15 protein-coding genes and 1 pseudogene are annotated in these 22,910 nt (G+C 69.0%); 6 read left to right on the top strand and 10 right to left on the bottom strand.

Translation table 11 applies throughout. The features are described from left to right. Nucleotides 1-34: 34 nt before the first annotated feature. The gene (locus AB0M67_RS28780) at nucleotides 35-700 is read right to left on the bottom strand and encodes a class I SAM-dependent methyltransferase (RefSeq protein ID WP_365750109.1); all 666 of its coding nucleotides are present in this window, start codon (nucleotides 698-700) and stop codon (nucleotides 35-37) included. Between the two features lie 469 nt (nucleotides 701-1,169). Between AB0M67_RS28780 and uppS the strand changes: the two genes are divergently transcribed. Next, complete coding sequence (gene uppS / locus AB0M67_RS28775) at nucleotides 1,170-2,786, top strand: polyprenyl diphosphate synthase (RefSeq protein WP_365750107.1); 1,617 nt, start codon at nucleotides 1,170-1,172, stop codon at nucleotides 2,784-2,786. Between the two features lie 21 nt (nucleotides 2,787-2,807). Here the strand turns inward: uppS and AB0M67_RS28770 are convergent, their stop codons facing one another. Beyond that, complete coding sequence (locus AB0M67_RS28770; RefSeq protein ID WP_365750105.1) at nucleotides 2,808-3,389, bottom strand: hypothetical protein; 582 nt, start codon at nucleotides 3,387-3,389, stop codon at nucleotides 2,808-2,810. 401 nt (nucleotides 3,390-3,790) lie between these two features. On the opposite strand from AB0M67_RS28770, the gene AB0M67_RS28765 reads away from it, so the two are divergent. The 4 genes and pseudogenes from AB0M67_RS28765 to AB0M67_RS28750 all read left to right on the top strand — a co-directional run bounded on the left by AB0M67_RS28765 (nucleotide 3,791) and on the right by AB0M67_RS28750 (nucleotide 10,304). After that, a complete protein-coding gene (locus AB0M67_RS28765) occupies nucleotides 3,791-6,016 on the top strand; it encodes a hypothetical protein (protein WP_365750104.1) in 2,226 nt (741 codons plus the stop codon). Nucleotides 6,017-6,348: 332 nt separating this feature from the next. Continuing rightward, nucleotides 6,349-7,770 (top strand): FG-GAP and VCBS repeat-containing protein, encoded by a 1,422-nt coding sequence (locus AB0M67_RS28760; protein WP_365750102.1) that lies wholly within the window; start codon nucleotides 6,349-6,351, stop codon nucleotides 7,768-7,770. A 472-nt stretch (nucleotides 7,771-8,242) separates the two neighbouring features. Next, a pseudogene (locus AB0M67_RS28755) lies at nucleotides 8,243-9,280 on the top strand (endo-1,4-beta-xylanase); the annotation flags it as partial. 268 nt (nucleotides 9,281-9,548) lie between these two features. After that, complete coding sequence (locus AB0M67_RS28750; RefSeq protein WP_365750100.1) at nucleotides 9,549-10,304, top strand: hypothetical protein; 756 nt, start codon at nucleotides 9,549-9,551, stop codon at nucleotides 10,302-10,304. Nucleotides 10,305-10,489: 185 nt separating this feature from the next. On the opposite strand, the gene AB0M67_RS28745 is transcribed toward AB0M67_RS28750, so the two are convergent. Beyond that, the gene (locus AB0M67_RS28745; protein ID WP_365750098.1) at nucleotides 10,490-10,846 is read right to left on the bottom strand and encodes a hypothetical protein; all 357 of its coding nucleotides are present in this window, start codon (nucleotides 10,844-10,846) and stop codon (nucleotides 10,490-10,492) included. A 395-nt stretch (nucleotides 10,847-11,241) separates the two neighbouring features. Here AB0M67_RS28745 and AB0M67_RS28740 point away from each other — a divergent pair, with 395 nt between their 5' ends. Continuing rightward, complete coding sequence (locus AB0M67_RS28740) at nucleotides 11,242-11,751, top strand: DUF4232 domain-containing protein (protein ID WP_365750096.1); 510 nt, start codon at nucleotides 11,242-11,244, stop codon at nucleotides 11,749-11,751. A gap of 26 nt (nucleotides 11,752-11,777) precedes the next feature. On the opposite strand, the gene AB0M67_RS28735 is transcribed toward AB0M67_RS28740, so the two are convergent. The 7 genes from AB0M67_RS28735 to AB0M67_RS28705 form a co-directional block, all read right to left on the bottom strand. Beyond that, the gene (locus tag AB0M67_RS28735; RefSeq protein ID WP_365750094.1) at nucleotides 11,778-12,989 is read right to left on the bottom strand and encodes an ROK family transcriptional regulator; all 1,212 of its coding nucleotides are present in this window, start codon (nucleotides 12,987-12,989) and stop codon (nucleotides 11,778-11,780) included. 110 nt (nucleotides 12,990-13,099) lie between these two features. Beyond that, the gene (locus AB0M67_RS28730) at nucleotides 13,100-16,219 is read right to left on the bottom strand and encodes a glycoside hydrolase family 38 C-terminal domain-containing protein (RefSeq protein ID WP_365750092.1); all 3,120 of its coding nucleotides are present in this window, start codon (nucleotides 16,217-16,219) and stop codon (nucleotides 13,100-13,102) included. After that, nucleotides 16,212-18,200, bottom strand: coding sequence for a DUF2264 domain-containing protein (locus tag AB0M67_RS28725; RefSeq protein WP_365750090.1), 1,989 nt, complete (start codon nucleotides 18,198-18,200; stop codon nucleotides 16,212-16,214). Before AB0M67_RS28725 ends, AB0M67_RS28730 begins: the two co-directional genes overlap by 8 nt. Further along, nucleotides 18,197-19,828 carry a substrate-binding domain-containing protein gene (locus AB0M67_RS28720; protein WP_365750089.1) on the bottom strand — a complete coding sequence of 544 codons (1,632 nt, stop codon included), beginning with the start codon at nucleotides 19,826-19,828 and terminating at the stop codon, nucleotides 18,197-18,199. Before AB0M67_RS28720 ends, AB0M67_RS28725 begins: the two co-directional genes overlap by 4 nt. Nucleotides 19,829-19,830: 2 nt before the next feature. Continuing rightward, a complete protein-coding gene (locus AB0M67_RS28715; RefSeq protein ID WP_365750087.1) occupies nucleotides 19,831-20,775 on the bottom strand; it encodes a carbohydrate ABC transporter permease in 945 nt (314 codons plus the stop codon). Next, on the bottom strand, nucleotides 20,772-21,749 hold the full coding sequence (locus AB0M67_RS28710; protein ID WP_365750086.1) for an ABC transporter permease subunit: 978 nt from the start codon (nucleotides 21,747-21,749) through the stop codon (nucleotides 20,772-20,774). Before AB0M67_RS28710 ends, AB0M67_RS28715 begins: the two co-directional genes overlap by 4 nt. A gap of 125 nt (nucleotides 21,750-21,874) precedes the next feature. After that, nucleotides 21,875-22,879 (bottom strand): hydroxyacid dehydrogenase, encoded by a 1,005-nt coding sequence (locus AB0M67_RS28705; protein WP_365750084.1) that lies wholly within the window; start codon nucleotides 22,877-22,879, stop codon nucleotides 21,875-21,877. Between the last annotated feature and the right edge of the window lie 31 nt (nucleotides 22,880-22,910).

Raw genomic sequence — 22,910 nt, 5'->3', positions numbered from 1 at the left:
GGCAGGGCTGCTCCGGTGAGAACATCACGCCCATTCAGTGACCGGTCTTGTCCTCTGCGGGGGCGTCGTAGACCAAGCTGTACCGCCAGAACAGGCGACGTCGAAAACGGGCGTTGGGCAACTCCACCGAGGCCGCGGCCCGGATGTCGCTGACAGTCTCCTGAGGAGCCGCGGTGGGCGCGCTCATGTGTGAGGGCAGCGCATCGGCGCGGGTCGGATGCCTGACCATTCCCATCACCGGATTCGCCAGCATGGCAGGCAGTGCGGCGAGCATGTCGAAAGGCCCGACCTCCCGATAGCAGCCGACAATGACGAGGCGCCCACCCGGACGGAGACACTCGCGCAGCTCCCGCAAAGTGGGGGCCAGCGGCAAGTGGTGCAAGACAGCCACCAGGGTGACGGCGTCGAAGCGCCTCTCGGGGTTCCGTCCCGCGAAGCCGGCTTCCACAATGGTGACCGCTGGGTCGTCGGCGAAGCGTTCTGCTGCGACACGGGCCGTCCGGGGGTCGGGTTCGAGCCCCGTGACGGTGGCGACCCGGCGCCGCAGAAACGCGGCGAGGTTCCCCGTACCGCATCCGACATCAAGGACGTCGTGGGCCCCCGACGCGGCAATCTGACTGGCGACCCACGGGCCGTAGTGGTCGTTATTGCTCCAGGGGTGCCGATGGTTGAAACGGTGAAGACGAGACAGTAAGGCCATGGGTTCACACTAAACATGTCGGCACATCAGTCTTTCGTCTGCCCAGCACACTTAGCCACGTACCCCGAGTCGCAGCTGCGTGACTCACTGCCTGCCCGCTGCCCGCTGTCCGCTGTCCGCTGTCCGCGGGGGCTGGGGCTGGGGCTGAGACCGTCGCAAAGTGCACCGATCCGCACCCCGCTGCGCCGCTTCGAACGCGTGCGCACCACACAGTGCCGGGCAGACGGGACTTTGAAGGCACTCCCAGGGCGGGGGTCTTCGCCCTTTCGGGTGAATTCCGGCCCGTTTCGCTGTCCGGGTATCCGGGGGAGCGAATGATCCGTCCTCGGGCGGTGTCCTGCGGCGGGGGAAGGATGGCGCGTACACCGATGACCAGCAGCTGAAGGTCCGGCTCGGCGAGGTGCCGCTGCCTGCCGCGTTGCCGGGGCCGCGGGTCTTGTACCGGCGGCGTGGTTGAAGGGGAGGGCACATGTCGCGGGATGAGGCCGCGTTCGGTTCGTCCGAGCTGGATGAGTCCTATGAGTACTGTGCGGCTGAGACCGAGCAGTACCTGGCACCGATGTGGAGAGCGAGCGAGGCTCTGCCCGCTGCGATCCGTCCCCACGTCTTCGCCGTGTCCGGCTTCTTGCTGCGGACCGACCGCATCGCCGACGAGGGCGGATCGCAGGCGGACCGTGTCGAGAGGTTTGCCCGGTGGCGCTCCGAGACTCTGGAGGAGCTGTGCGCGCGGCGCAGCGAGCATCCGCTGCGGCGAGCGTTCGTGGATACGGTGCGGCGGTGGGATCTCGATTGTGCGGTGATCGAGGAGTTCCTCGACGCCATTGCGGCCGACTGCGCTTGCCCACCCGTCTTCGAGACGTTCGCGGATCAGCGGCGCTATCTGCGGGGGATCGGAGGGACGGCCGCCGAGATGATGATGCCGCTGTTGGGCGTGCGGGGAGCGGAGGTGCTGTCCCTGGCCTCGGTGCTGGGCGAGGCGGGCCAGTTGGTGGACATCTTCGAGGACCTGCGGGTCGACCTGGCCGCCGGCCGGTGCTACCTGCCACGTGCCGACCTGCGGCAACTGGGGCTGGAGGTGGCCGACCTCCAGCGTGGTGAACCGCAGGAGGCGCTGGATGAGTTGGTGGGCATTCAGCTCGGCCGCTGGAATGGCCTGCTGGAGCAGGCGGTGCCGGTGACCTGGATGGTGAGTCCCGAATACCAACCGTTTCTACATGTCCTGCTGCTGGGGGCGCAGTTGCAGTTCGACGAGGTCACGCTCCGGCAGGGGCGGGTCTTCGCCGGCGACATCGAGCCGCTGACGTCGCCCGGTGCGGTGTGCGGTCGCCCGGCCTGGCCGGACGCGGGGGTGGTGCCGGGCCATGTTGGGGTGATCATGGACGGCAGTCGGCGGTGGGCCGCGTTGCGGGGGCTGCCGGCCTCCCAGGGCCACCACGCGGGGGAGCGGGCCGCGCTGCGTCTGGTCAACGCCGCTCTGCGGCTGGGGGTACGGCACGTGAGTATTTACGCGTTCTCCACCGAGAACTGGGACCGCTCTCAGGAGGAGGTGGCCTCCTTGTTCGATGCCATGGCCGAAGGGATCGCCCGGGGCACCGAGTGGCTGCACGAGTTGGGTGTACGAGTGCGCTGGTGCGGGCGGCGTGACCGCGTCGAGCCGTCGCTCGCCTCCGAGTTGGCGCTGATGGAGAGCATGATGTCGAACAACGATGTGCTGTCGCTGACCGTCTGTGTCGACTATGGCGGACGTGAGGAGCTGACCGAAGCCGTCCGCGCGCTGGCTGCCGAGGCGGTGGCGGGGACGATCAGGCCGGAGGACATCAGCTCCGCTGATCTGGCCCGGAGCATGTACGTGCCCGACCTGCCGGACGTCGATCTGCTGATCCGCACCTCCGGGGAACAGCGGATCAGCAACTTTCTGCCCTGGCACCTCGCCTATGCCGAGCTGGTTTTCGATCCGACCCCCTGGCCCGACTTCGGCCTGACGCAGTTGCGGGAGGCTGTCACGGTGTACGCCGGCCGCCGGCGCCGCTTCGGCGGCGGTCTTCCCGGCCCCGCCCGGCCGGTGGATCCGGCCCGGACCTCCTGAGACCCGGGCCCGACCCTCACCTCAGGGCTTCGGCGGGGTATACACGCCCTCCGCGGTCAGATACGCCACGACCGTGTCGGGGGTGAACGCGGGCGTGCCGAAGGAAGCGCTGTACGTCTCCAGCAATTCGGGGGTGGGGTGCAGCGGCACCTCGCTGAGCCGGACCTTCAGCGGCCGGCCCGCCGGCACACTTTCAGTGGACAGCTTGCTCTTGTCCACACCCCACCGGAACATCTTGGAGTGCCCGACCTCGAAGCCGTTGACGGTTGCCTTTCCGGACGCCCACTCGTTCCGCAGGACGCTTTGCAGGTCGGTGATCCGGAAGTCGCTTGTCGGCGTACGAACCGCGATCCCACCTTCCAGAGCACCGTCGCCCTTGGCGTTCGACAAGCGCTTGAGTGAGGGATCGCCCTTGCCGGAGCGCACGGGGAACCGAATCGCCGCACCGCGGGAGTCTTTTACCAGCTGGGCCGGAGCCACCGCCTCGACCACGGCCCCCAACCGGTCCATCTCCGCCTGGGCCTGATCGGTCCAGCGGACCTCGACCCAGCCGTCGGAGACCGTGCCCCACTTCTCCTCCGCGGCCGCGGACGTCGTACCCATGAACTGAGCCAGCATGGGCCCGGCCAAAGCGGCGCCCAGAACCGATCGTCGTGTCGCACTCATCGGTGTACACACCATCCTTCCCCGGCCGCAGGCCACGGCCCAAGGACGGATCATCCGCTCCCCCCCAGATATCCGGACCGAGAAACGGGCCCGAATTCACCCGAAGGGGCGAAGGCCCCCGCCCCAAGCACCACACGGACGCCATCCCTCACCAGACCAGTACGAACCGTTGCTTGCCACTTCGCCGTTGGCTTCGGGGGCGGAGAGCACTGTTGCCTGCTTTTCGGCGTACTCCGGCTGCCCTCCCGAGAGAGAGGCGGAGCGAGAAGGCCCCGGAACGGGCGGCGCTGTCAGTGCCGGGGTCTAAGCTCGCAAACCCACGAGGACAGGGGAGTTCCGTGCGTGATCACACGCTGACCGCTGATGTCCCGCTCGGTCCGTTCGAGGGAACAGTGGTCACGGCCTACTCGGCCAAAGGGAAGAACGCCAAGCTGCACGCCTCGACGAGCTGTACCCAGTTGCGCACGAGCGACGTGGTGACGGCGCGGGTTCCGTTGGACGCGGCGATGGTCAATCGCATGTGCACTCGCTGTGCGGAATGGGGTGTTTGGGCGCGGCCGACGACCGGACTCGGTGTCTTCCTGGAGTCGCTCGGTGGACTTGGACTTCTTTATCAGCTGCAGTCGTACACGGCACCCGACGAGGACGAGCGCTGGGATGGAGAGGAGGTGAATGCCGCGGCTGATCTTCTGCGTTCGCGCCCCGAGGGTACGGATGAAGACGGGGAGGAGGTTCTCGATGAGCGGGAGGCCCGTGAGGATGCCGAACGGCTCCGGGACCTGGTGCTCTCCACGTGGCGCAGGGCGGCGACAAGCCTGCACCAGGCACAGGCCACCGCGGCGGAGTTCCCCTGGCTGGAGGAGTGGGCGAAGCCGAAGCTGGCCTTGAAGGAGCAGTACCTGGAGACCCTGAAGACGCAAGCGGCGCAGTTCGTCGACCCGGACGGGCTTCTGGCCGCAGCCGCGGTGGCCGGCATGAACGATCCGGAACTTCCGGTGAATGATGACGCGTTCACGGTGCTCGGCAAGAGCCAGGAGATCGCCGGCGAGCTGAGGGGCCTGTGGCGCAAGTGGCGCAGCAAAGCCGAGTACGGCTGGGGCGATCCCAGCGAACGCGCGTACATCGCCTACAGCCTCGTACACCGGATCCGGAGCAACCGGAAGGGATACGACCAAGCCCTTGCCGGCGCTCGGGCCCTCATCGAGTCCTGGGAAGAACAGGCCCGTGCTGCTGCTGCGGCGAACTCCGCCCCCGCACGGCTGATGACCGTCCGCCTGCCGGAGATCCGGGACAAGAGCACCCTCCGGGGCGATGGCGGCTTCCTCGACGCACTGGACCCATGGACCATCGGCGTCCTGGTCACCTGCCTCACTGATGCCGACTGGGGACGCCGTACCGTCACACTCCGAGTCTCCGCCCTCATCGCCGACCGGCTGACCGCTGATGGAGGCCTGGTCGACACTGAAACTCACGCCGAGGGGGAGGACTGGTTGGCGGCTCCCGGGACGAGCAGGCGACCGAGCTATGTCCAGCCCGGAGTTTTCGACGACACGCCCGTCTTCGACCGGCGGCCCGTCAAGAGTGACCACCTGCGTGCACTGCACACGGCCTTGCCCCACGCCGACCGGTTCTACATCGTCTTCTCACCCAGCGGCGGGGTCGAGACTCTGCCCCTGGCAGTCGTGGAAGCACGGCTGGCCCAGGGCTGGCAGGGGGCCATCGTCGCTGGTGTCTCGGACCTTCCCACCGGTGTGATCGAGCCATGGGTGGCGGAGGTCGGACCGAGGCCCCAATCGGAAGGGGGTATCTGGCCCCAGCACGTTCATGATGTGCAGGATGCCCGGTTCGGTGAGGAACTGGGTCTCGTCGCAGGGGCGCAGCGGGCCGCCTGGCTGCCCTATGACGACCGCGACAGGGAACGCAACCTGCGCCTCCTCGCCATGGCCCGCGGCGTCCCCGACCTGCGGGCACTCGATGGCGGCCACGACCGTGACGGACATGTCCGCGCTCTGCCCCACGCGGTGTGGCGAGGGCTGCTCACCGATCGGCAGCTGGACCTTGAACCGTTCGAACAGCCCACCGAGGACCGGTGGAGCGGCGGTAGTGGGATTCCGCTGGGTGTCCTGGCCGATGTCCAGGTGTATGCCGTGAACGCTGATCCGCGGTACGAGGGCAAAGGCCACTCGCCACTGTGCCGGCACTCCCGGGAGCGCGGTGTCGTTGACGGGGACGATTTGTTGGCCGTCTCGGATCTGGTCGTGCGGGACGACTTCGACTGGTGCAGCAAGTGCGGCGGTTACGCGGTGCGCAGGCTGACCGATACCCAGCTCTCCTATTACCGTGCGGCACATCGGCTCCACGACATCGCTCAGCAGCTGGACAGCGGGCGGGGCGGCTATGACCGCGTTGATGTCGAGGTGCTCAGCTCCCGGCTGAGTGAACTGGCGGACTGGCATCCCATCGGTAAGGAGAGCTGGTACACCCACGGTTCCCAGCGGTGGTGGCGGATCGTCCACGATCTGCAGAGCAAAGCGGAAGAAGCACGTCGCCACGGTACCCAGTGACGACTCTCTGCGTTTTCCGGAGACGGGCTGGACGGCGAGGCTGAGGGGTGCGCGGAGGGGGTTGAGGCCGAATGAGATGACGACAGCGTCCAGGGGGTGGCGTTGCGCAGGACGTCGGCGGAGAAGTTCGCCCTCTGAAACTGTGCTGGGGCTTCTCGCGGTCGAATGGGTATCGGAACGCAAAGGGGCATTTCGGCTTGTGCCCGGCCCTCTCCGGCTGGGGTGCCGGAAACCCCGCGTGCGTACGCGCGCGGGGGAGGTAATGGTCGGCGCCGTACGGTTCGTCCGGCCGCCCGCACAACCATTCGGGGGCGGTCCCGGTCCAACTCCGCATGAGAAAACGACTTCTCGCCCCCCTGGCCCTGACCGCGGTAGCCGCCTGCGGGGCACCCGACGTCGTACCCGACTCGACCGTCTCACCGGGCATGACGCGGAACGCCACGGCCACGAAGCGGCCCGCGGCCGACCCCGATACCGCCGGGTCCCACGCCGACTTCGACGGCGACGGGAAAGAGGATCTCGTCATCACCGAGCCCTCGGCCACGGTCAACGGAAAGTACGCCGCCGGCAATGTGGCCGTGGTGCACGGCTCGACGGCCGGCCCCGACATCCGGCGCAGCCAGGTGATCACCCAGGACAGTCTCGGCCTCGGCGAGGCGGGCACCGGTGGCCGCTTCGGCAGCGCCGTCATCTCGGCCGACCTCGACGGCGACGGCCGCAGCGACCTCATCACTCACGCCGGCAGCAACACGGTCTTCGTGGTCTGGGGCGGAAAGAAGAAGCTCTCCGGAGCGGCCAAGCTGACCGGTACCACGCCGGTCGCCGGCGACTTCGACGGTGACGGCCACGCAGACCTCGTCACGAGCGGAAGTACGGGCTCCAAGGCGACGGTACGGTTCGGCCCGTTCACCCGGGCGGGCAAGCCCACCCGTACGAAGCCGCTCGACCTCACGCCCGACACGTCGTCGTACTACACGCCCCGGCCCACCGGCGTCGGCGACGTGAACGGCGATGGTAAGGACGATCTGGTGGTCACCTGGTCGCACGTGTTCGCGGACGAGATGCCGATTCCCCGCGCCACCGTCGTGTACCACGGAGCGGCCAACGGCGTACTGAAGAAGGGCCCGCGCCTCAAGGACGCGCGCGGCAAGGACATGTACGGCTCGGTCACCCTCACGTCCGATGTGAACAAGGACGGCTTCGCCGATGTGATCGTCAGCCTCACCTGCGAGACCGTCGGCGACATAGCCGTACCCGAGGGCGGCAGCCGGCTGATGGTCGCCTACGGCGGAAAGAGCGGGCAGAGCACCAGCCTGAAGCCGACGACGATCAACGAGAAGACACCGGGGCTGCCCGGCAGGCCGGTCTCCTCCCACTGCGGCTTCGGGTACGCGCCGGCGACAGGTGATGTGAACGGCGACGGTTACGCCGATGTCGCGTTCAACGCTCCGGTCAAGGTCAGCCGGGGCAACGAGGCGGTGACCCTGGTGCTGCGCGGCGGACCGGAGGGCCTGACCGGCAAGAACGCGAAGAGCACGGGCTTCCCGATGGGGCCCCTGGCGATCCAGGACCTGAACGGCGACGGCGCGGCCGATCTGGCGGGCGGCACCTGGTCCGCGAGCGGGGCCGACGGCATGGTGCGGGTCCTGCGCGGCGGGCCGTCCGGCATCGCCACTTCCGGGTCGACGCTCATCAGGCCCGCGGATCTGGGACTGACGCCGGTGCCGGGTGACAACTACGAATTCGGCCAATGAAACAGCCGGCCGCCGCTACCGGGCACCGGCTGCGGGGCTATTGGCAGGTGGAGCATGATGCCGGCAAGGCTCTACGTCAGCTGAAGGTGATGGACGCCTGAGGAGCCGGCCCGTCCGGCGAGATGAGGCGAGGGGTATTGACGCCTTCGCTGGGACTTCTATCATCCGGATTGTCCGAAGCCCCGGTGCATGTCCGGTACTTCGAACGCGCACTTCTCGAACCACGATCGACCCGACGCGGTCCGCACACATCACGGCGCCGCGCGGGACGGGCAGTCCCCCATGTCGTTCTCCAGGACCGGCGGCAGTTCGCGCGACGTTGTCGAAACGATTCGATTCGGCACGCGAGGAGGAACGCCCGACATGTCATGGCTCGTACCGCGCCCCTTCACAACGCACACCGCACACCGCACACCGCGCAACGCACACCGCATCCGCTTCCGTATCCGCCTCCGACCGTACGAGGAGAACCATGAAACCCCCCATGCGACGCAGCCGATCCCGCGCCTCGGCGTTAGGACTGCTGACCGCCTCCGCGCTGCTGGCGACCGGGGTCGCCGCCGCACCCGCGCCCGCCGCGGAGGCCGAAATGGTCCAGGCGAGCACCCTGGGCGCCCAAGCGGCCCAGTCCGGACGGTACTTCGGTACCGCCGTGGCGGCCGGCAAACTGGGCGACGGAACGTACGCGACGATCCTGGACCGCGAGTTCAGTTCGGTCACCCCCGAGAACGAGATGAAGTGGGACACCATCGAGCGGTCCCGCGGCTCATTCAACTTCGTTCCCGCCGACCAGATCGTCGACCGCGCCTTGGCGCGCGGCCAGCGCGTGCGCGGTCACACGCTGGTCTGGCACTCCCAACTGCCGTCCTGGGTCAGCTCCGTCACGGACGCGAACACGCTGCGCGGCGTGATGAACAACCACATCAGCACGGTGATGAACCACTACAGGGGCAAGGTCCAGGCCTGGGACGTGGTCAACGAGGCGTTCGCCGACGGAGGCAGTGGTCAGCATCGCCCCTCCGTGTTCCAGAACCTGCTCGGCGACGGCTTCATCGAGGAAGCCTTCCGTGCCGCTCGGACGGCCGATCCGGCAGCCAAGCTCTGCTACAACGACTACAACATCGAGAACTGGAGCGACGCCAAGACGCAGGGCGTGTACCGCATGGTGCGGGACTTCAAGGCACGCGGCGTGCCCATCGACTGTGTCGGCTTCCAGGCGCACTTCGGCACCGGTGGCCCGCCGGCCGCCTTCCAGACCACACTGCCGAACTTCGCCGCCCTGGGTGTGGACGTACAGATCACCGAACTCGACATCGCCCAGGCGCCGTCGACCGCGTACGCGAACACCGTCCGGGCGTGTGTGAGCGTCTCACGGTGCACCGGGATCACCGTATGGGGCATTCGCGACAGCGACTCCTGGCGCAGCGGGGAGAACCCGCTGCTGTTCGATCGTGACGGCAACAAGAAGGCGGCCTACCAGGCGACGCTGACCGCACTCGGCGGCAGCGCGGTGAGCACGCGCTGCCAGATGCCGTAGATCCCCCGGGCCCGCGGACGGCGGCAAGAGCCGGCCCCCGCCCGCGGTGCCCGCGGCCCGGCGTCGTCGGACTGAGTAGCGCATTACTCACGACATGACACCGCCTCAAAGGTAGGTTTCCCACCGCCCTCGTACGACGTACGGAATGACACCTGGGCGTGGCTGCCGGATTGAGACGTCCAGCGGTGCTCCCCAGTGAATGCGACCGAATTCGACCGATCGGATCGACCGAGGAGAACACATGCTTGGCGGAAGAGATGGCAGAAGAATCACGGCCCGCGGTGTCGTCAGGGAAGCCGGCTCCGGCTTCCTGCGGCGCGTACTGGCCGGGCTGATCGCGGCGGTGGCGCTGTCGACGGGTCTGGTGGCGACGGGTCCGTCGGCCATGGCGGCGGACCTGCCGTACGGTCCGTACACCTGCGCGGCGGGCTTCGTGTGGCGGGAGGCGGTCCCGGCCGACCTGGTCTGTGTGACGCCGCAGATCCGCTCGCAGATCACGACGGAGAACGCGCTGGGCCCGTCCCGCCGGGAACCGAATGGCGGCGTCTACGGGCCGGACACCTGCAAGCCCGGTTTCGTCTGGCGCGAAACGCGGCCGTCGGACCATGTCTGCGTGCCGCCGGCCAGCCGCGACCAGGCCCGCACTGACAACGCCAACGCGCCGTGGCGACTGGCGGACCCGGGTGCGACGCCGCGTGGCGGGGTGTCTGTCTCCACCACGTTCCACCAACTGGGGGGCTATCTGTACGCCACCGGCAGCGGACTCAGTCCGAACGGCGTCGTGCGGTTCTACGCGGTCGGGATCAACACGAGCGCGCCGTACTCGCTGGGCTCGCTGAGCGTCAGCGCCTCCGGCACCCTGCCCGGGTGGCAGTACGTCGCGGACCTCAGGTGCCGAGGAGGACAGACGCAGCCGGCCACCATCGTGGTCCTCGACCAGAGCTCCGGCCTGGTCACCACCGGCGGCACCACGGACGCCTTCCGCCACTGCGGCTGAGTCGCTGCCATTGAGCCACTGGGGCGCTGAGGCGTTGAGTTGCTGAGCGGACGCTCCCACTGAGAACAGCGAGCGATGTGTTACGCGCAAATGGCCGGGTGCCGCGCCACCAACGGCGCCGCACCCGGCATTCCCTTGCGCAAAGCCCTTGGCCGACCAGCGCGGTCGACCAAGGGTGTGCTGGCTTAGTAGTACATAAAGGCGGGAACGAGTCCCGTGGGGCCCGGCTGAGCGATGAGTTCCCCGGCTCCAATTCCTCCGCCGTTCGCTACGTTGACCACGTCGTACACCGAGCCGTAATTACCCATCCAGTGCCACCCCGGCACGGCGGACGCCGCCTTTGTGGCGGAGCACCGCTTGACGAGCGCGATTCCTTCTTGGACGGTGAGAACCTCGTTACTGGTCGGCGCGTTGCAGGTGGCACTCACGGCTGTCGGCGCCTTTGCGGTGGACGCGTCCGCCGCCGACGTCGAGAAGATCGCCAACCCGATGAGCAGGGTGGTTGGGGCAGCCGCCAGGGCGGCAATTCGTCTCCGCTGCATGGTTTACCTCCATGAGGAATTCGCGAGGGGCTCGGGTTGAGCACTCCAACCAAACTAACGGCGCAATCCGCGATAGTCGATAGCGCGGCGTGAATATGCGAAAGGAGTGACAGATTAATGCCAGTGGTTTATCTGATTTCACTCCGGATGATCCCCGGGTGTTCGCGTGAGGGGGTCTTTATTGGATTCCTTTGCTCCGTCGCGAAGGTATAGATACGGAATGTCCCGACAATCACAAAAAGGACGTCCTTGGAAAACGCCCGCCGGTACGTGCCGGCGACTCGGCTGTGGCCGTCCTGAGACATTTTCCGCGAGGGCCGGCGGGCAGGAATGGTGCTGACCATGGTTCTGACGGTGAACACCCGCGGGGCCAGTTGAGCAAGGCAAGGAGCGCCATGATGCGTACCAACCGGAAGATCGCCGTCACCCTCGCCGCCACTGTGCTGGTGGGCGCCACTGGTGCGGGATTCGCGCAGGCTTCACCGGCGACGGGCGGGAGCGTTGCCCCGTCCGCCTGCCGTCCGGCCAATCACACCGCGAAGATCACCGAGGCGACCAACAGCGCGGGGCACCGTCACTACCGCGTCACCCTGACCGCGCCGAGCGGGTACGAGCCCTGTGAGCTGGCCGGTTCGCCCACCGGTGTGCGGTTCTCGAACCACGGCTCGGACAGCGGGGTCACCGCCGGCCGCTACGGCGACCAGGAGACCGTGGTGACTTTCGGACCTGGCCACCCGGTGCACTTCGACATCCAGGTTCCGAGCGCTGGTCGCGGTACCCCCGCGGACGAGGCGTCGTTCACGCTCCGGGCTCCGGGCGGGCAGATCCCCGGCACGTCCTTCGCCGAGGGCAGGCTCAAGGTGGCCAAGGGCACTCTCATCGGTCCGGTCCAGCGCGGCGTCTGATCTCCCTCCTTGGGAGCGGCGTGGGTTCACCCCAGCAGCAAGGACCTGGGCTGGGCGGACAGGGCCTGGTCGAGAACCAGGGACGCCGCTCCCACCGCGGCCACGTTCTCGCCCAGCGTGGTGGAGACGACCGCTGTCGGATGGGTCGCCTTGACGAACGGGGAGCGTGCGACCATCGGTTCGATGGTCGCGAGAAGACGGTGGGCGAGCACGAGCCATGTCGGTCCGCCGAAGACGATGGCGTCGACGTCCAGGAGCGTCGCCGCCGCACAGACTCCCCGGCCGATGCGGATGGCAAGGCGCTCGATGATGCCGTCCGCCTGGGCGTCCCCCTCGGCGGCGAGCCGCGCCAACCGCTCCAGACCGCGCTGGGCGTCGGCCGGATCCAGCACCGTGTACTCGGCACCGAGGACACCCAGCGCGATGGCCTCGTCGACGAGCGTCCGCGTCGAGCAGGCCGCGCCGAGTCCGCCGACCTCGCCCGCGTTTCCGGAGACACCGCGCAGCACGGTGTCGTCCACCACCAGCCCCATCCCGGAGCCCGTGCCGAGGTAGAAGAAGAGAAGGTTGCGGCTCTCGGTGGCCGCCCCGGCCCAGCGCTCCGCGACGACCGAGGCCGTGACGTCCTTGTCGAGGAGCGCCGGGAATCCGGTCGCCTCGCTGAGGCGGTCACGGAGCGGGTAGCGGCCCCAGCCGGGCAGCTCCGGAGGATCGACCACCCAGCCGGCGGACGCGTCTATGGGCCCCGGCGCGGCGATGCCCAGGCCCAGCACCCGCGCCTCGTCGATCCCCGACTCCGCCACGAGCGAGCGCACCGAGGCGGCCATGTCCGCGACCGTCCCGTCCGTGTCACCGCCGCTCGGGGTCCGCCGGCTGCGATGGCCGACGACCGTGCCGAGAAGATCCACCAGGACGCAGGTGATGACGGCGGGGTCGAGGTGGACTCCTACCGCGTAGCGCGATGTCGGGACGATTTCGAGGAGGGTGCGGGGTTTCCCACTGCCGGTGTTCTGCTTGCCCGATTCACGGGCCACGCCCTGGTCGAGCAGCCGGCGGGTGATATTCGAGACGGTCTGCGCGGACAGGCCGGTGGCCTGCGCGAGTTCGACCCGGCTCAAGCCCGCCGGGTGCCTGCGGATCGCGTCCAGAATCACGGACTCGTTGAAGTCCCCCATGCGCGGCAGATTGGTGCCGCGCCGGATCGTGCGCTTCTCGGGTCTCGCCGCTTTGGTGGTCAACGTGTCTCTCCCGGCCTCCGGAGCGGCGGCTGTGCCGCGCAGCCGCCGCTCCGGAGGCAACAGATCGATGGAATCGTACGACGCGGGGCCGTACGCGGGACGCGGCGTGGTCAGCCGCCCGATGGATCGAGTGGCGTGGCCTGTTCCCCGGCAGGACGCAGCCGCAGGGTACGGATCTGGAAGGGCCGGAACGCGAGGTTCACGGACCCTTCGCCGGACGCGCGGGCGAGCTCCTGATCCGGCTGCTCCAACAGGTCGCAGTCGAAGGCGGCGGTGAAGGGGAAGCCGGCGGACAGGCGCGCCGAGACCGCCCCGCCGCACGCTTCGTACAGTCGGACCACGATGTCGCCACTGCGGTCGTCCGCGAGCTTCACCGACTCCACCACGACGTCATGGGTGTCGACTTCGACCAGGGACCGGGCTTCGGCCGGGGCGGGGCGCAAGGGCAGGTTCAGCGCGTAGCCGCCGGCGATCGCCTCCTCGATCCCCGCCCCGGCCAGCAGCGCGTAACTGAAACTGTGCCGGCCGCGGTCGGCCTCCGGGTCGGGGCTGTGCGGTGAGCGGAGCAGCGAGAGCCGCACTGTCGTGGTGGTGCCGCCGCCGTCCCGAGTGTCGCGGCGGACGTCGTGTCCGTAGGTGGAGTCGTTGAGCAGCGCGGCGCCCCAGTGCCGCTCGCCGACGTGCACCCAGCGGTGCGCCCACAGTTCGAAGCGTGCCGCGTCCCAGCTCGTGTTCTCGTGGGTGGGCCGCTGCACATGGCCGAACTGGATCTCGGCGCTCTCCCGTTCCGCGTGGACGTCGAGCGGCCAGGCCGCCTTCAGTACGGTGTCGCGCTCCTGCCAGTCGATGTCATTGCGGACGGTCACCTGCCGGCTCTCGGCGGCGATCTCGATGTGCTGGACGAACCGTGAGGATCCGTGCGCGCGCTCGACCCGTACCGACGCCAGCAGCGGTCCTTCGTCCACGAGAGTCACCGACTCGGCCTCGTCCAGGTCGCGCACGGTGTCGCGGTAGTACGAGTCGATGTTCCACGCCGACCACAGATTGGGATCGTCGGGGTGGAGCTGGAGGAGGTTGCCCGCGGCGCCGGGAGCGATCGCCTCCCGCTGTGCCGAGTGGTCATAGACCGAGGTGAGCAGGCCACGCCGGTCCACGACGACGGTCAGCACCCCGTTGTCGAGGACGAATCCACCGTCCTGGGCCGTGGCCGTGACGGCGGCCCTGGGGGCGTCCGCGGTGCCGCCTGACGCGAGGGGAGCGACCTCGGCGAGGACCGCCGTGCGCCCGTCCGCGAGGCGCTGCCCACCGGTGAACGCGCCGTCCGCGACGACGGCGACCTCGCGGCGTGCGTACGGTCCGGCGTTGAGGAGCGCGGGACCTCCGGGCAGCCGGCCGACCGCGTCGCCGATCAGCGATTCGAGTTCGGCGTGGATCTCCGCGTACTCGCGCTCGGCCTGCCGGTGCACCCAGGCGATGGACGAGCCGGGCAGGATGTCGTGGAACTGGTTGAGCAGGACGCGCCGCCACAGCGATTCCAGCCGCTCGTACGGGTAGGGCGCGCCGGCCTGGACGGCGGCCGTGGCGGCCCAGAGCTCGGCCTCGCGCAGCAGTGCCTCGCCACGTCGGTTGCCGCGCTTGGTGCGGGCCTGGCTGGTGTAGGTGCCGCGATGGTTCTCCAGGTACAACTCGCCGCGCCAGACGGGGAGTTGGTCACGTTCGGCACGGGCCGTCGCGAAGAACGTGTCGGGCGCCTCCACCACGACCTTGGGCGAGCCTTCGAGGTCGCGCAGGCGGCGGGCCTTCTCCAGCATCGAGCGGGTGGGCCCGCCACCGCCGTCGCCGTAGCCGAAGGGGACCAGCGAGCGGGTGGCCACCCCTTTGTCGGCGAAGTTCTCCTCGGCGTGGGCGAGTTCACCCGCGGTGAGGGACGCGTTGTAGCTGTCGACGGGCGGGAAGTGGGTGAAGATCCGGGTTCCGTCGATGCCCTCCCAGTCGAAGGTGTGGTGGGGGAGCTTGTTCGTCTCGTTCCAGGAGAGCTTCTGGGTGAGGAACCACCGGGCGCCGGCCAGCTTGGCGAGCTGGGGGTAGGCGGCGGTGTATCCGAACGAGTCGGGCAGCCACACACCGTGCTGCTCGACACCGAACTCCTCCGCGAAGAAGCGCCGTCCGTAGACGAGCTGGCGGGCCAGTGCCTCGCCGCCGGGGAGGTTGCCGTCGGCCTCGACCCACATGCCGCCCACAGGTACCCAGTTCCCGTCGGCCGCCGCCTTCTTCATACGGGCGAAGATCTCCGGGCGCTGTTCCTTCATCCACGCGTACTGCTGCGCGGAGGAGCAGGCGAAGACCAGCTCGGGGTACTCGTTCGCCAGCGTCGTCATGTTGGTGAACGTACGCGCGCACTTGCGGACGGTCTCGCGGACCGGCCACAGCCAGGCCGAGTCGATGTGGGCGTGGCCGACCGCCGAGAGGGTGTGCGCGGAGGCGTGCGCGGGCCGGGACAGCACATCGGCGAGCCGGCGCCGGGCCTCGGCCGCGGTGTTCGCCACATCGCCAGGGACGATGGCATCGGCGGCGCGGCGCAGGGCGTAGAGGATCTCATGGCGCCGGGTCGAGCCGACAGGCAGCTCGTGCATCAACTCGTCGAGCACCTCGATGTCGTGGATGAGGTGCCATACGTCGTCCTCGCGCACCGCGATCTCGGCCTGTTCGAGCCGGTAGATGTGCGCCGTGCCCGCGGTCTCCAGCGAACCATGGTGGATGTGCAGGCCGGCGCTGGCGACGATGGGCGGGTTGGCGGCCAGCTCGATCAGCAGGTCGACCCGGTCGCCGCCGGTGGCGGAGTCGGCGAGGAGCACGGTGCGGCTGTACGGATGCAGGCCCTGGAGCGGAGCGCCCTGGGCGTCGTGGACCAGGCCCTCCGCCTGGCCGCCCGGCCCCTTGGTCAGATCGAATCCGAGGTCGAAGACCGCTTCGACCCGGCGACCCGACCACTCCTCGGGAATATCGGCGCTCGCCCGCATCCAGGTCGTCGCCCAGGGGCCGCCCCAGGTGGCGCCGAGTGTGAAGGGCTCGTAGTCGGCGTGCAGGGCGTCGGCCACGGGGACGGGTTCGCCGTCGACCTGCCAGGTGCTCAGAGTGAGGGGGCGTGCGGCGCTGTAGAGGGCGGGGCGGATCACCCGGGCGAGGAGCTTGCGGATCCGGGTCTCGATGATCCGGCGGTCGTCATGCACGGTGCTGGTCCTTCCAAAGGCCGTACGTGGCGGGGGACTCGGGGGCGGGAGCGGGGAGCCGGACGGTGTCCCGCGTGCCGTCCGGCCAGGTCACGTCGGTGAGCAGGGTGGTGTCCTGGGCGCGGGTGGTGACCTGGGGCAGGGCGGTGGGGTCGGTGCCGCCGAGGTGGACGAGGGCGATGTGGACGGTGCCGTGGGCGACGGGTCCCGCGGTCTCCACGACGGGGGTGGCGGACGCGGCGCCGAGGGCGTTGGTGTCGGTACCGGTCACGACGGACGCGTTCGGGAGGCCCCGCGCGCCGATGACGAGGGAGACCAGCCCGTCGGCGCCCTCGACCCGGGCGGTTCCCCCCTCGGCCGGGCCGGCCGCGGGTGCGGACCGCGGATCGACCGCGAGCGCCCAGCCGCCGATACGCAGCACATGGCCGGCGCCGGGATCGCCGTCGACGCGTACGGCCCGTACCTCCACCGAGCCGCGCAACGCGGAACCGACGGTGATCCAAGGGCCCAGTGTGTAGTCGGTGTCGGGGCCGCCGAACACATCCCACGTCGCGTCGTCGAGCCAGTGCGCGCGGGAGCGCGAGACGGCCGTGGCACCGTCGATGGAGATCCTGGTGGCGGGGCGCCGGTGGGAGGCGCGGCCGGTCGCGTCCAGCAGCACGACCGCGTTGTCGAGGGGATCCGCCTCCGCGCTGCCGCCCGGGACGGTGGGGTCGCCGGGGGTCTCGGGCGCGGTGTGGGTGGAGTAGGCGAAGCGGGCGTACGAGGGGTCGTCGGCGTGCGGCCGTGCCGGGTCGCTGTGGTCCCCGCCGTGGTTGACGACACGGACGACGCCGTCCGCTGCGGTGCCGGAGACGAGCCAGCCGGGGGTGGCCAACGCCTCCTCGAAATCGCCCTGTTCAACGGCGAGCGAGGTCGCCTCCTCGGTCCACACGAGGTGGTCAGGCGGCAGGGCGAGGCCGATGAAGCCCTTGCTCGCCCAGTACGGGGACGCGGGGCCCGAATAGCCCTGGAGCACACCGCGGAAGGGCCGGTGCCAGCCGAGCGTGAGCAGCCCTTCGTCGTTGACGGCCCCGTGCTCGGTGAAGTGGTCGAGCATGCGGGTCGCGATCGCCCGGGTCTCTCCCGGCGCCAGCGGGGTGGCGTCGAAGAGCGCGCCGGTCCACACCGGCGCCAGCGCCGCGTGCCGGTAGGTGAGCGAGCGGCCCTGGATCAGCGGTGAGCCATTGGCGCCGACGAGCAGCCGCTGGTCGAGCAGGAAACGCCGCAACCGCTCCCGGTAGCGGTCGAGCAGCCCGCTGGGCGCCGCGTCGCCGAGTATGCGGCAGAACCACAGCGGATACAGGTGCATCGCCCAGCCGTTGTAGTGGTCGAAGTTGCGGTGCCCGGCGCCGGTGAGGCCGTCGGAGTACCAGCCGTCGCCCGCGTACCAGCCGTCGGTGAGCGCGATGGTCCGGTCGAGGTCCTGCTGGCGCCACTCACCTCCGACCGTACGGGCGAAGGCCTCGGTGATGCCCTGGAACCAGATCCAGTTGTTGCCGGGCATCAGGTTGCCGACCATCGGGGCCAGCCAGTGCAGGATCCGTTCCCTGACCACCTCGTCGAGGCGGTCCCAGATCCATGGCCGGGTCTCGTGCAGTGCCAGCGCGATGGACGCCGCCTCGACCTTGGCCTGGTTGCACTCGGCGAAGGACGGCCAGCGGTCCGGGTTCTTCGGGTCGGTACCGGCGGCGAGGCCGGCCGCGTACCACCCGGCGAGGTCGTGCGGGTCCGCGCCCGACGCCCCCGCCAGCCGGAAACCGGCCAGCAGGAACGTGCGGGCGAACCCCTCAAGGCCATCGCTGTGCACGCCGTTGTGGCTCGCCGTGCCGGGCAGGTGGATCAGATCGTGCCCGGCGCCGGCGTAGGGCCGTACGGCGAGCAGCATGCGGTCCGCGATCTGTTCCCAGTGGGCGCGGGCCTCGCCGGGGGTGCGGTTCATCGGTTTCGGGCCTCCCATGCCTGCTCGTACTCGGCGCGCATCTTGTCGCCTGCCTTCTGTCGCCAGTTCTTGATCGCGCTGTCCCACTCCCCGGGGGAGTTGCGGCCCTGCATGATGCCCATCCGGAGGCTGTCGAGCGTCGCGAAGAACAGCTTGGACATCTTGGCGTCCGTCGCCGAGTACAACGCCTCGGCCGGGTTGGGGATCAGCCGCGTGACGGCTTCCTTCTGGAAGGCGTACTGGTCGGGCACGATCTCCGGCTTCTGCGGGTAGTAGAGCGTGAACGGCGAATCGGTGGCGAAGATCGTCGGCAGATAGGTCTCGGCCGTGCCCTTCGGCGTGGGGATCGGATCCGTTCCCTTCAGGGTGTGATCCGGACCCCGCACGCCGTACTTGCGCAGCAGATATCCGTCGGTGCCGAAGGGGGCGGCGAGGGCGTTCATGGCGCGCAGGATCTGCTGGATGCGTGCCTTGGGGGCCTTCTTGATGATGAGCGTGGCGTAGTTGGCGCGGCCCTGCCACTGGCCACCCTTGGTGCTGTCGTCCCAGTCGGGGGGCAGCAGGTAACCGATGTCCAGGCCCTTGGAGACGGGTCCGTACGTGGTGTAGAGGTCGTTCCACGCCGCGGGCGCGTCGGGGTGCATGACGATCTGGCCGTTGCCGAACCACTCCTTGAACTTGCCCTTGATGGCGAAGGCGTCGGGGTGCATGACGCCGGCCTTCTTGAGCTGGTTGACCGCGTCCATGGCCTGCTTGCACTCTTCCATCTCGAAGTGGTGCGTGAACCTGCCCTGCTCCTCACGCCACCAGTTGGGCGCGCCCAGCATCTGCATCACGAGGTTCCACGTGGTGACGGGGTCGCCGAGGGCGTACTGGTGGGCCTTGGGGTCGGTGATGTCCTTGCAGAGCTGGACGAACTCGCGCCAGGTCTTCGGGTTCGGGTCGAGGTCCCTCTTCTTGAACAGGTCGAGCCGGGTGTAGACGGGGCCGCCGGAGACCGGGCGGGGCATCGGGAGGGCGTAGATCCCGCCGTTGCGCACGCAGGGGCGCCAGGAGTCGGTGGGGATGTTGGCGAGATACGGATAGTCCCGGATGTTGTCGCCGGACAGGTGCGGGGTGAGGTCCTCGAAGAGGGTGTACAGCATGTCCGGGGTGGCGGCGCTGTTCTGGTCCGGGGGCAGCATCAGCATCGCGTCCGGCAGGTCGCCCCCCGCGAGGGTCACCGCGAACTTCTGCGGATAGTCGTTGACCGGGGTGATCGCGAAGTTGATGTCGCAGCCGATGTACTTGTTGAGGGCCTGCCACATCACATTGCTCTCCACCGGCGGCGGCACCGGGTTGAAGATCAGGTTCATGATGTCGATGGCGGGGCCCTTGGCGGGCGGGCCGTCCGGGAAGGCATTGGGGGGATCGGCCGGGAAGTGCTGGTAGCCGGCGGAGACGCCGTCCTGCGTGGCGGGCATCGAGGTGGGCACGCCCTTGTACCGGATGTACGTGGGCAGCTCCGCGTTCGCGTTGGCCAGATTGGCCGGCCTGGGCTTGAAGTCGCCGCAGCCGGTGAGGGCCAGCCCCGCCCCGACGCCGACAGCCGAGGCGAGGAAGCCGCGGCGATTGAGTAGTGGCTTCATGCTCATCCCTTCACCGCTCCGACCATGACGCCCTTGTTCATATGACGCTGAACGAAGGGGTAGACGAGCACGATCGGCACGATCGACAGTACGAGGATCGCCGCCTGCAGCGACTGGGCGGGCGGCACCGGCACCCCGGCGGCTACGTCCAGCTGGCCACCGCTGAGCGAGGCGTTGTTGACGACGTAGGTGCGCAGCACGAGCTGCATGGGCCACTTGGCCGCGTCGTTCATGAACAGCAGGGCGTTGAAGAAGGCGTTCCAGTACGTCACGGCGTAGAAGAGGCCGATGACGCCGATGGACGCCTTGGACAGCGGGATCACGATCCTGGTGAGGATCGACCACTCCGACGCGCCGTCGATGCGGGCGGCGTCGATCAGCTCGCGGGGCAGGCCCATGAAGAAGGAGCGCAGCACGATCACGTTGAACGCGTTGACCATGGTGGGCAGGATCAGCGACCAGTAGCTGTTGATCAGGCCGAGCTGCTTGACCATCAGATAGGTCGGGATGACACCCGGCACGAACAGCAGGGACATCAGCAGCAGCATCAGCACCGGCTTGTGCCCGAAGGAGCCGGGCCGGCTCAGCCCGTACGCCAGCATGATGGAGGTGACGAGGCTGAGGGCGGTGCCCACCACGGTGACCCCGACGCTCACCATCATGGCCTGTGACACCAGACCGCCGGAGAGCAGTGCCGAGTACGACTCGAAGGTCGGGCTGTCGGGCCAGAGCACGAAGCCACCGGCCTTGGTGAGCTGGGCGGGGTCGGCGATCGAGGTCGAGATGATCGCGAGGAAGGGCAGCACGACCAGGAGCACGCAGACCAGCAGAAGCAGCGACTTCAGGGCGCGCCAGGGCGGGGTGCCGGGGCTCTCACCGGGGACGGCGCTGTAGGACCTGCGCGGCTTGCCGCCGCGTACGGGGCGGCTGGGAGACAGCGTTGTCATGACCGGTAGACACCTTCTTCGCCGAAGAGATGGGCGACCTTGTTGGCGCCCAGCACGAGCAGGATCCCGATCACGCCCTTGACCAGTCCGACGGCGGCGGCTACGCCCCACTGCCCGCCGACGACACCGTTGTTGAAGACGTAGGTGTCCAGCACCTCGCTGCTGTCCAGGCCGACGGCGGTCTGCTGCAGCAGGATCTGCTCGAAGCCGACGGACAGGGCGTCGCCGAGGCGGAGGATGAGCAGCAGGATCACCAGGCCGCGCAGGGCAGGCAGGGTGACGTGCCAGGTCTGCCGGAAGCGGCTGGCGCCGTCCATGGCGGAGGCCTCGTAGAGGTTGCTGTCGACGCGGGAGAGGGCCGCCAGGAAGAGGATGGTGCCCCAGCCGGCGTCCTTCCAGATCACCTGGGAGGTGATGAGTGTCTTGAAGAGGTCGGGGTCGCCGATGATGTTCCAGGTACCCAAGTCCTGCGCCTGAAGGAACAGGTTGAGCATGCCGGTGCCGCCCAGCATCTGCTGGAAGAGGGCCACGATGACCACCCACGACAGGAAGTGCGGCAGATACAGGATGTTCTGCACCCACTTCTTGATCCGCTCACTGACCAGGCTGTTCAGCGCGAGCGCCAGCACGATCGGCACGGGGAAGACGAACACGACCTGGATCAGGGTGAGTTCCAGGGTATTGACCAGTGCCTTGAGGAACTGGTCGTCGCCGTTGAAGATGACATCGAAGTTGCTCAGTCCGCTCCAGGGGCTGTGCATGATGCCGATGAACGGCTGGTAGTCCTGGAACGCGATGATGTTGCCCAGCAGCGGGATGTAGTGGAAGAGGAGCAGCACCACGATGCCCGGTATGAGGAACCAGAACAGGGCCATGTCCCGGCGGCTGCCTGGACGCAGCCGCCGTAGTCCGCCCTTGTCCGCCGGCTCGGCCTTCTCGGCCGGGCGGGCGGCGGGTTGGTCAAGCGTTGTCATGATGTGAAGCCCTTTCACCGGGAGAAGGGCGTCTTCGGCCACTCCCGGGGTCAGCAGGTCATGCGGAAGTTCGAGCGGCGGTCCGGCCTCCTTGTCTGTTCCGGGGTGTGTGCTCGCGCCGTCCGTCAGGCGAGGCGCGGGAGCGCTTCGCGGGTGACCTCGCCGAGCAGCTGCTCGCCCGCCACCCACCGGGCGACCTCGGCGACCGCGTACTGGCCGAGCCTTCGTACCTCGCTCCCCTGTGCGCCTGCTATGTGCGGGGTGACCAGCACATTCGGCAGGGAGAGCAGCGGGTGGCCGGGCGGCAGGGGTTCGGGGGCCGTCACATCGAGGTACGCCTCCAGCCGCCCGGAGGCGCATTCGGCTGTCAGCGCGTCCGTGTCGACGATGGCGCCCCGAGCGGTGTTGATGAGGGCGCCCCCGTCGGGGATGAGCGCGAGCATCGCGGCGTCGAGCAGGCCCGTGGTCTGAGGCAGGAGCGGGGCATGGACGCTGACCACCGCCGACTGTGCGCAGAGATCGGCGAGTTCGACCCGCTCGGCGCCGAGCCGCCGCGCCTCCTCGTCCGTGACGTACGGATCGCTCAGCAACACCCGGAAACCCGCGTCGGAGCGGGCCAGTTGGGCGATGACCCGGCGCCCGATGCGCGAGGCGCCGATGATCCCGACCGTGAGCCCGTCGGCGCCCGATCGGTCGGCGAAGTCCGGCCAGCCACCGGCGTAACCGGCCGCCATCGTCAGCGTCCGGCGCGCGGCGAGCGTGATGAGGGCGACGGTGCAGGAGGCGACGGGACCCGCGTTGGCGTCGGCCGCCGACGACACGACGATCCCGCGTTCCCAGACCGCGTCGCTGACGATCGGCTTGACGGTACCGGCGGCGTGCATCACGGCACGCAGGTGGGGTGCCCCCGCCAGGACGTCGGCCGTCAGACGGGGGCACCCCCAGCCGCTGACCAGGATCTCCGCGTCGGCGAGTGCGGCTCCCAGATCGGCTCCGGACGCGTCGGGGGCGAGCCGGACCAGCGCGGACAGCCGGGCGCGCTGGTCCTCGGGGAGTACGAGCTCGGCGGTACCGGGGTTCATGACGCATACCGCCCTGGGGCGTTCGGGATGTTCGGCTCTGGCTGTCATGAGAGGGGGCCTCTTTCGCTACGTACTGATA

The organism is Streptomyces sp. NPDC051662, from assembly GCF_040681655.1.
Taxonomy (GTDB): Bacteria; Actinomycetota; Actinomycetes; order Streptomycetales; family Streptomycetaceae; genus Streptomyces.
Note: the sequence above shows the minus strand (reverse complement) of the source record. Positions and strands in the feature narration are given on the sequence as shown.

Bases quoted from the DNA above. Each gene is read 5' to 3' on its own strand.
- AB0M67_RS28720 (WP_365750089.1), bottom strand. From the start codon at position 19,828: ATGAAGCCACTACTCAATCGCCGCGGCTTCCTCGCCTCGGCTGTCGGC.
- AB0M67_RS28705 (WP_365750084.1), bottom strand. From the start codon at position 22,879: ATGACAGCCAGAGCCGAACATCCCGAACGCCCCAGGGCGGTATGCGTC.
- AB0M67_RS28750 (WP_365750100.1), top strand. From the start codon at position 9,549: ATGCTTGGCGGAAGAGATGGCAGAAGAATCACGGCCCGCGGTGTCGTC.
- AB0M67_RS28725 (WP_365750090.1), bottom strand. From the start codon at position 18,200: ATGAACCGCACCCCCGGCGAGGCCCGCGCCCACTGGGAACAGATCGCG.
- AB0M67_RS28780 (WP_365750109.1), bottom strand. From the start codon at position 700: ATGGCCTTACTGTCTCGTCTTCACCGTTTCAACCATCGGCACCCCTGG.
- AB0M67_RS28715 (WP_365750087.1), bottom strand. From the start codon at position 20,775: ATGACAACGCTGTCTCCCAGCCGCCCCGTACGCGGCGGCAAGCCGCGC.
- AB0M67_RS28745 (WP_365750098.1), bottom strand. From the start codon at position 10,846: ATGCAGCGGAGACGAATTGCCGCCCTGGCGGCTGCCCCAACCACCCTG.
- AB0M67_RS28740 (WP_365750096.1), top strand. From the start codon at position 11,242: ATGATGCGTACCAACCGGAAGATCGCCGTCACCCTCGCCGCCACTGTG.
- uppS (WP_365750107.1), top strand. From the start codon at position 1,170: ATGTCGCGGGATGAGGCCGCGTTCGGTTCGTCCGAGCTGGATGAGTCC.
- AB0M67_RS28710 (WP_365750086.1), bottom strand. From the start codon at position 21,749: ATGACAACGCTTGACCAACCCGCCGCCCGCCCGGCCGAGAAGGCCGAG.
- AB0M67_RS28770 (WP_365750105.1), bottom strand. From the start codon at position 3,389: ATGGGTACGACGTCCGCGGCCGCGGAGGAGAAGTGGGGCACGGTCTCC.
- AB0M67_RS28760 (WP_365750102.1), top strand. From the start codon at position 6,349: ATGAGAAAACGACTTCTCGCCCCCCTGGCCCTGACCGCGGTAGCCGCC.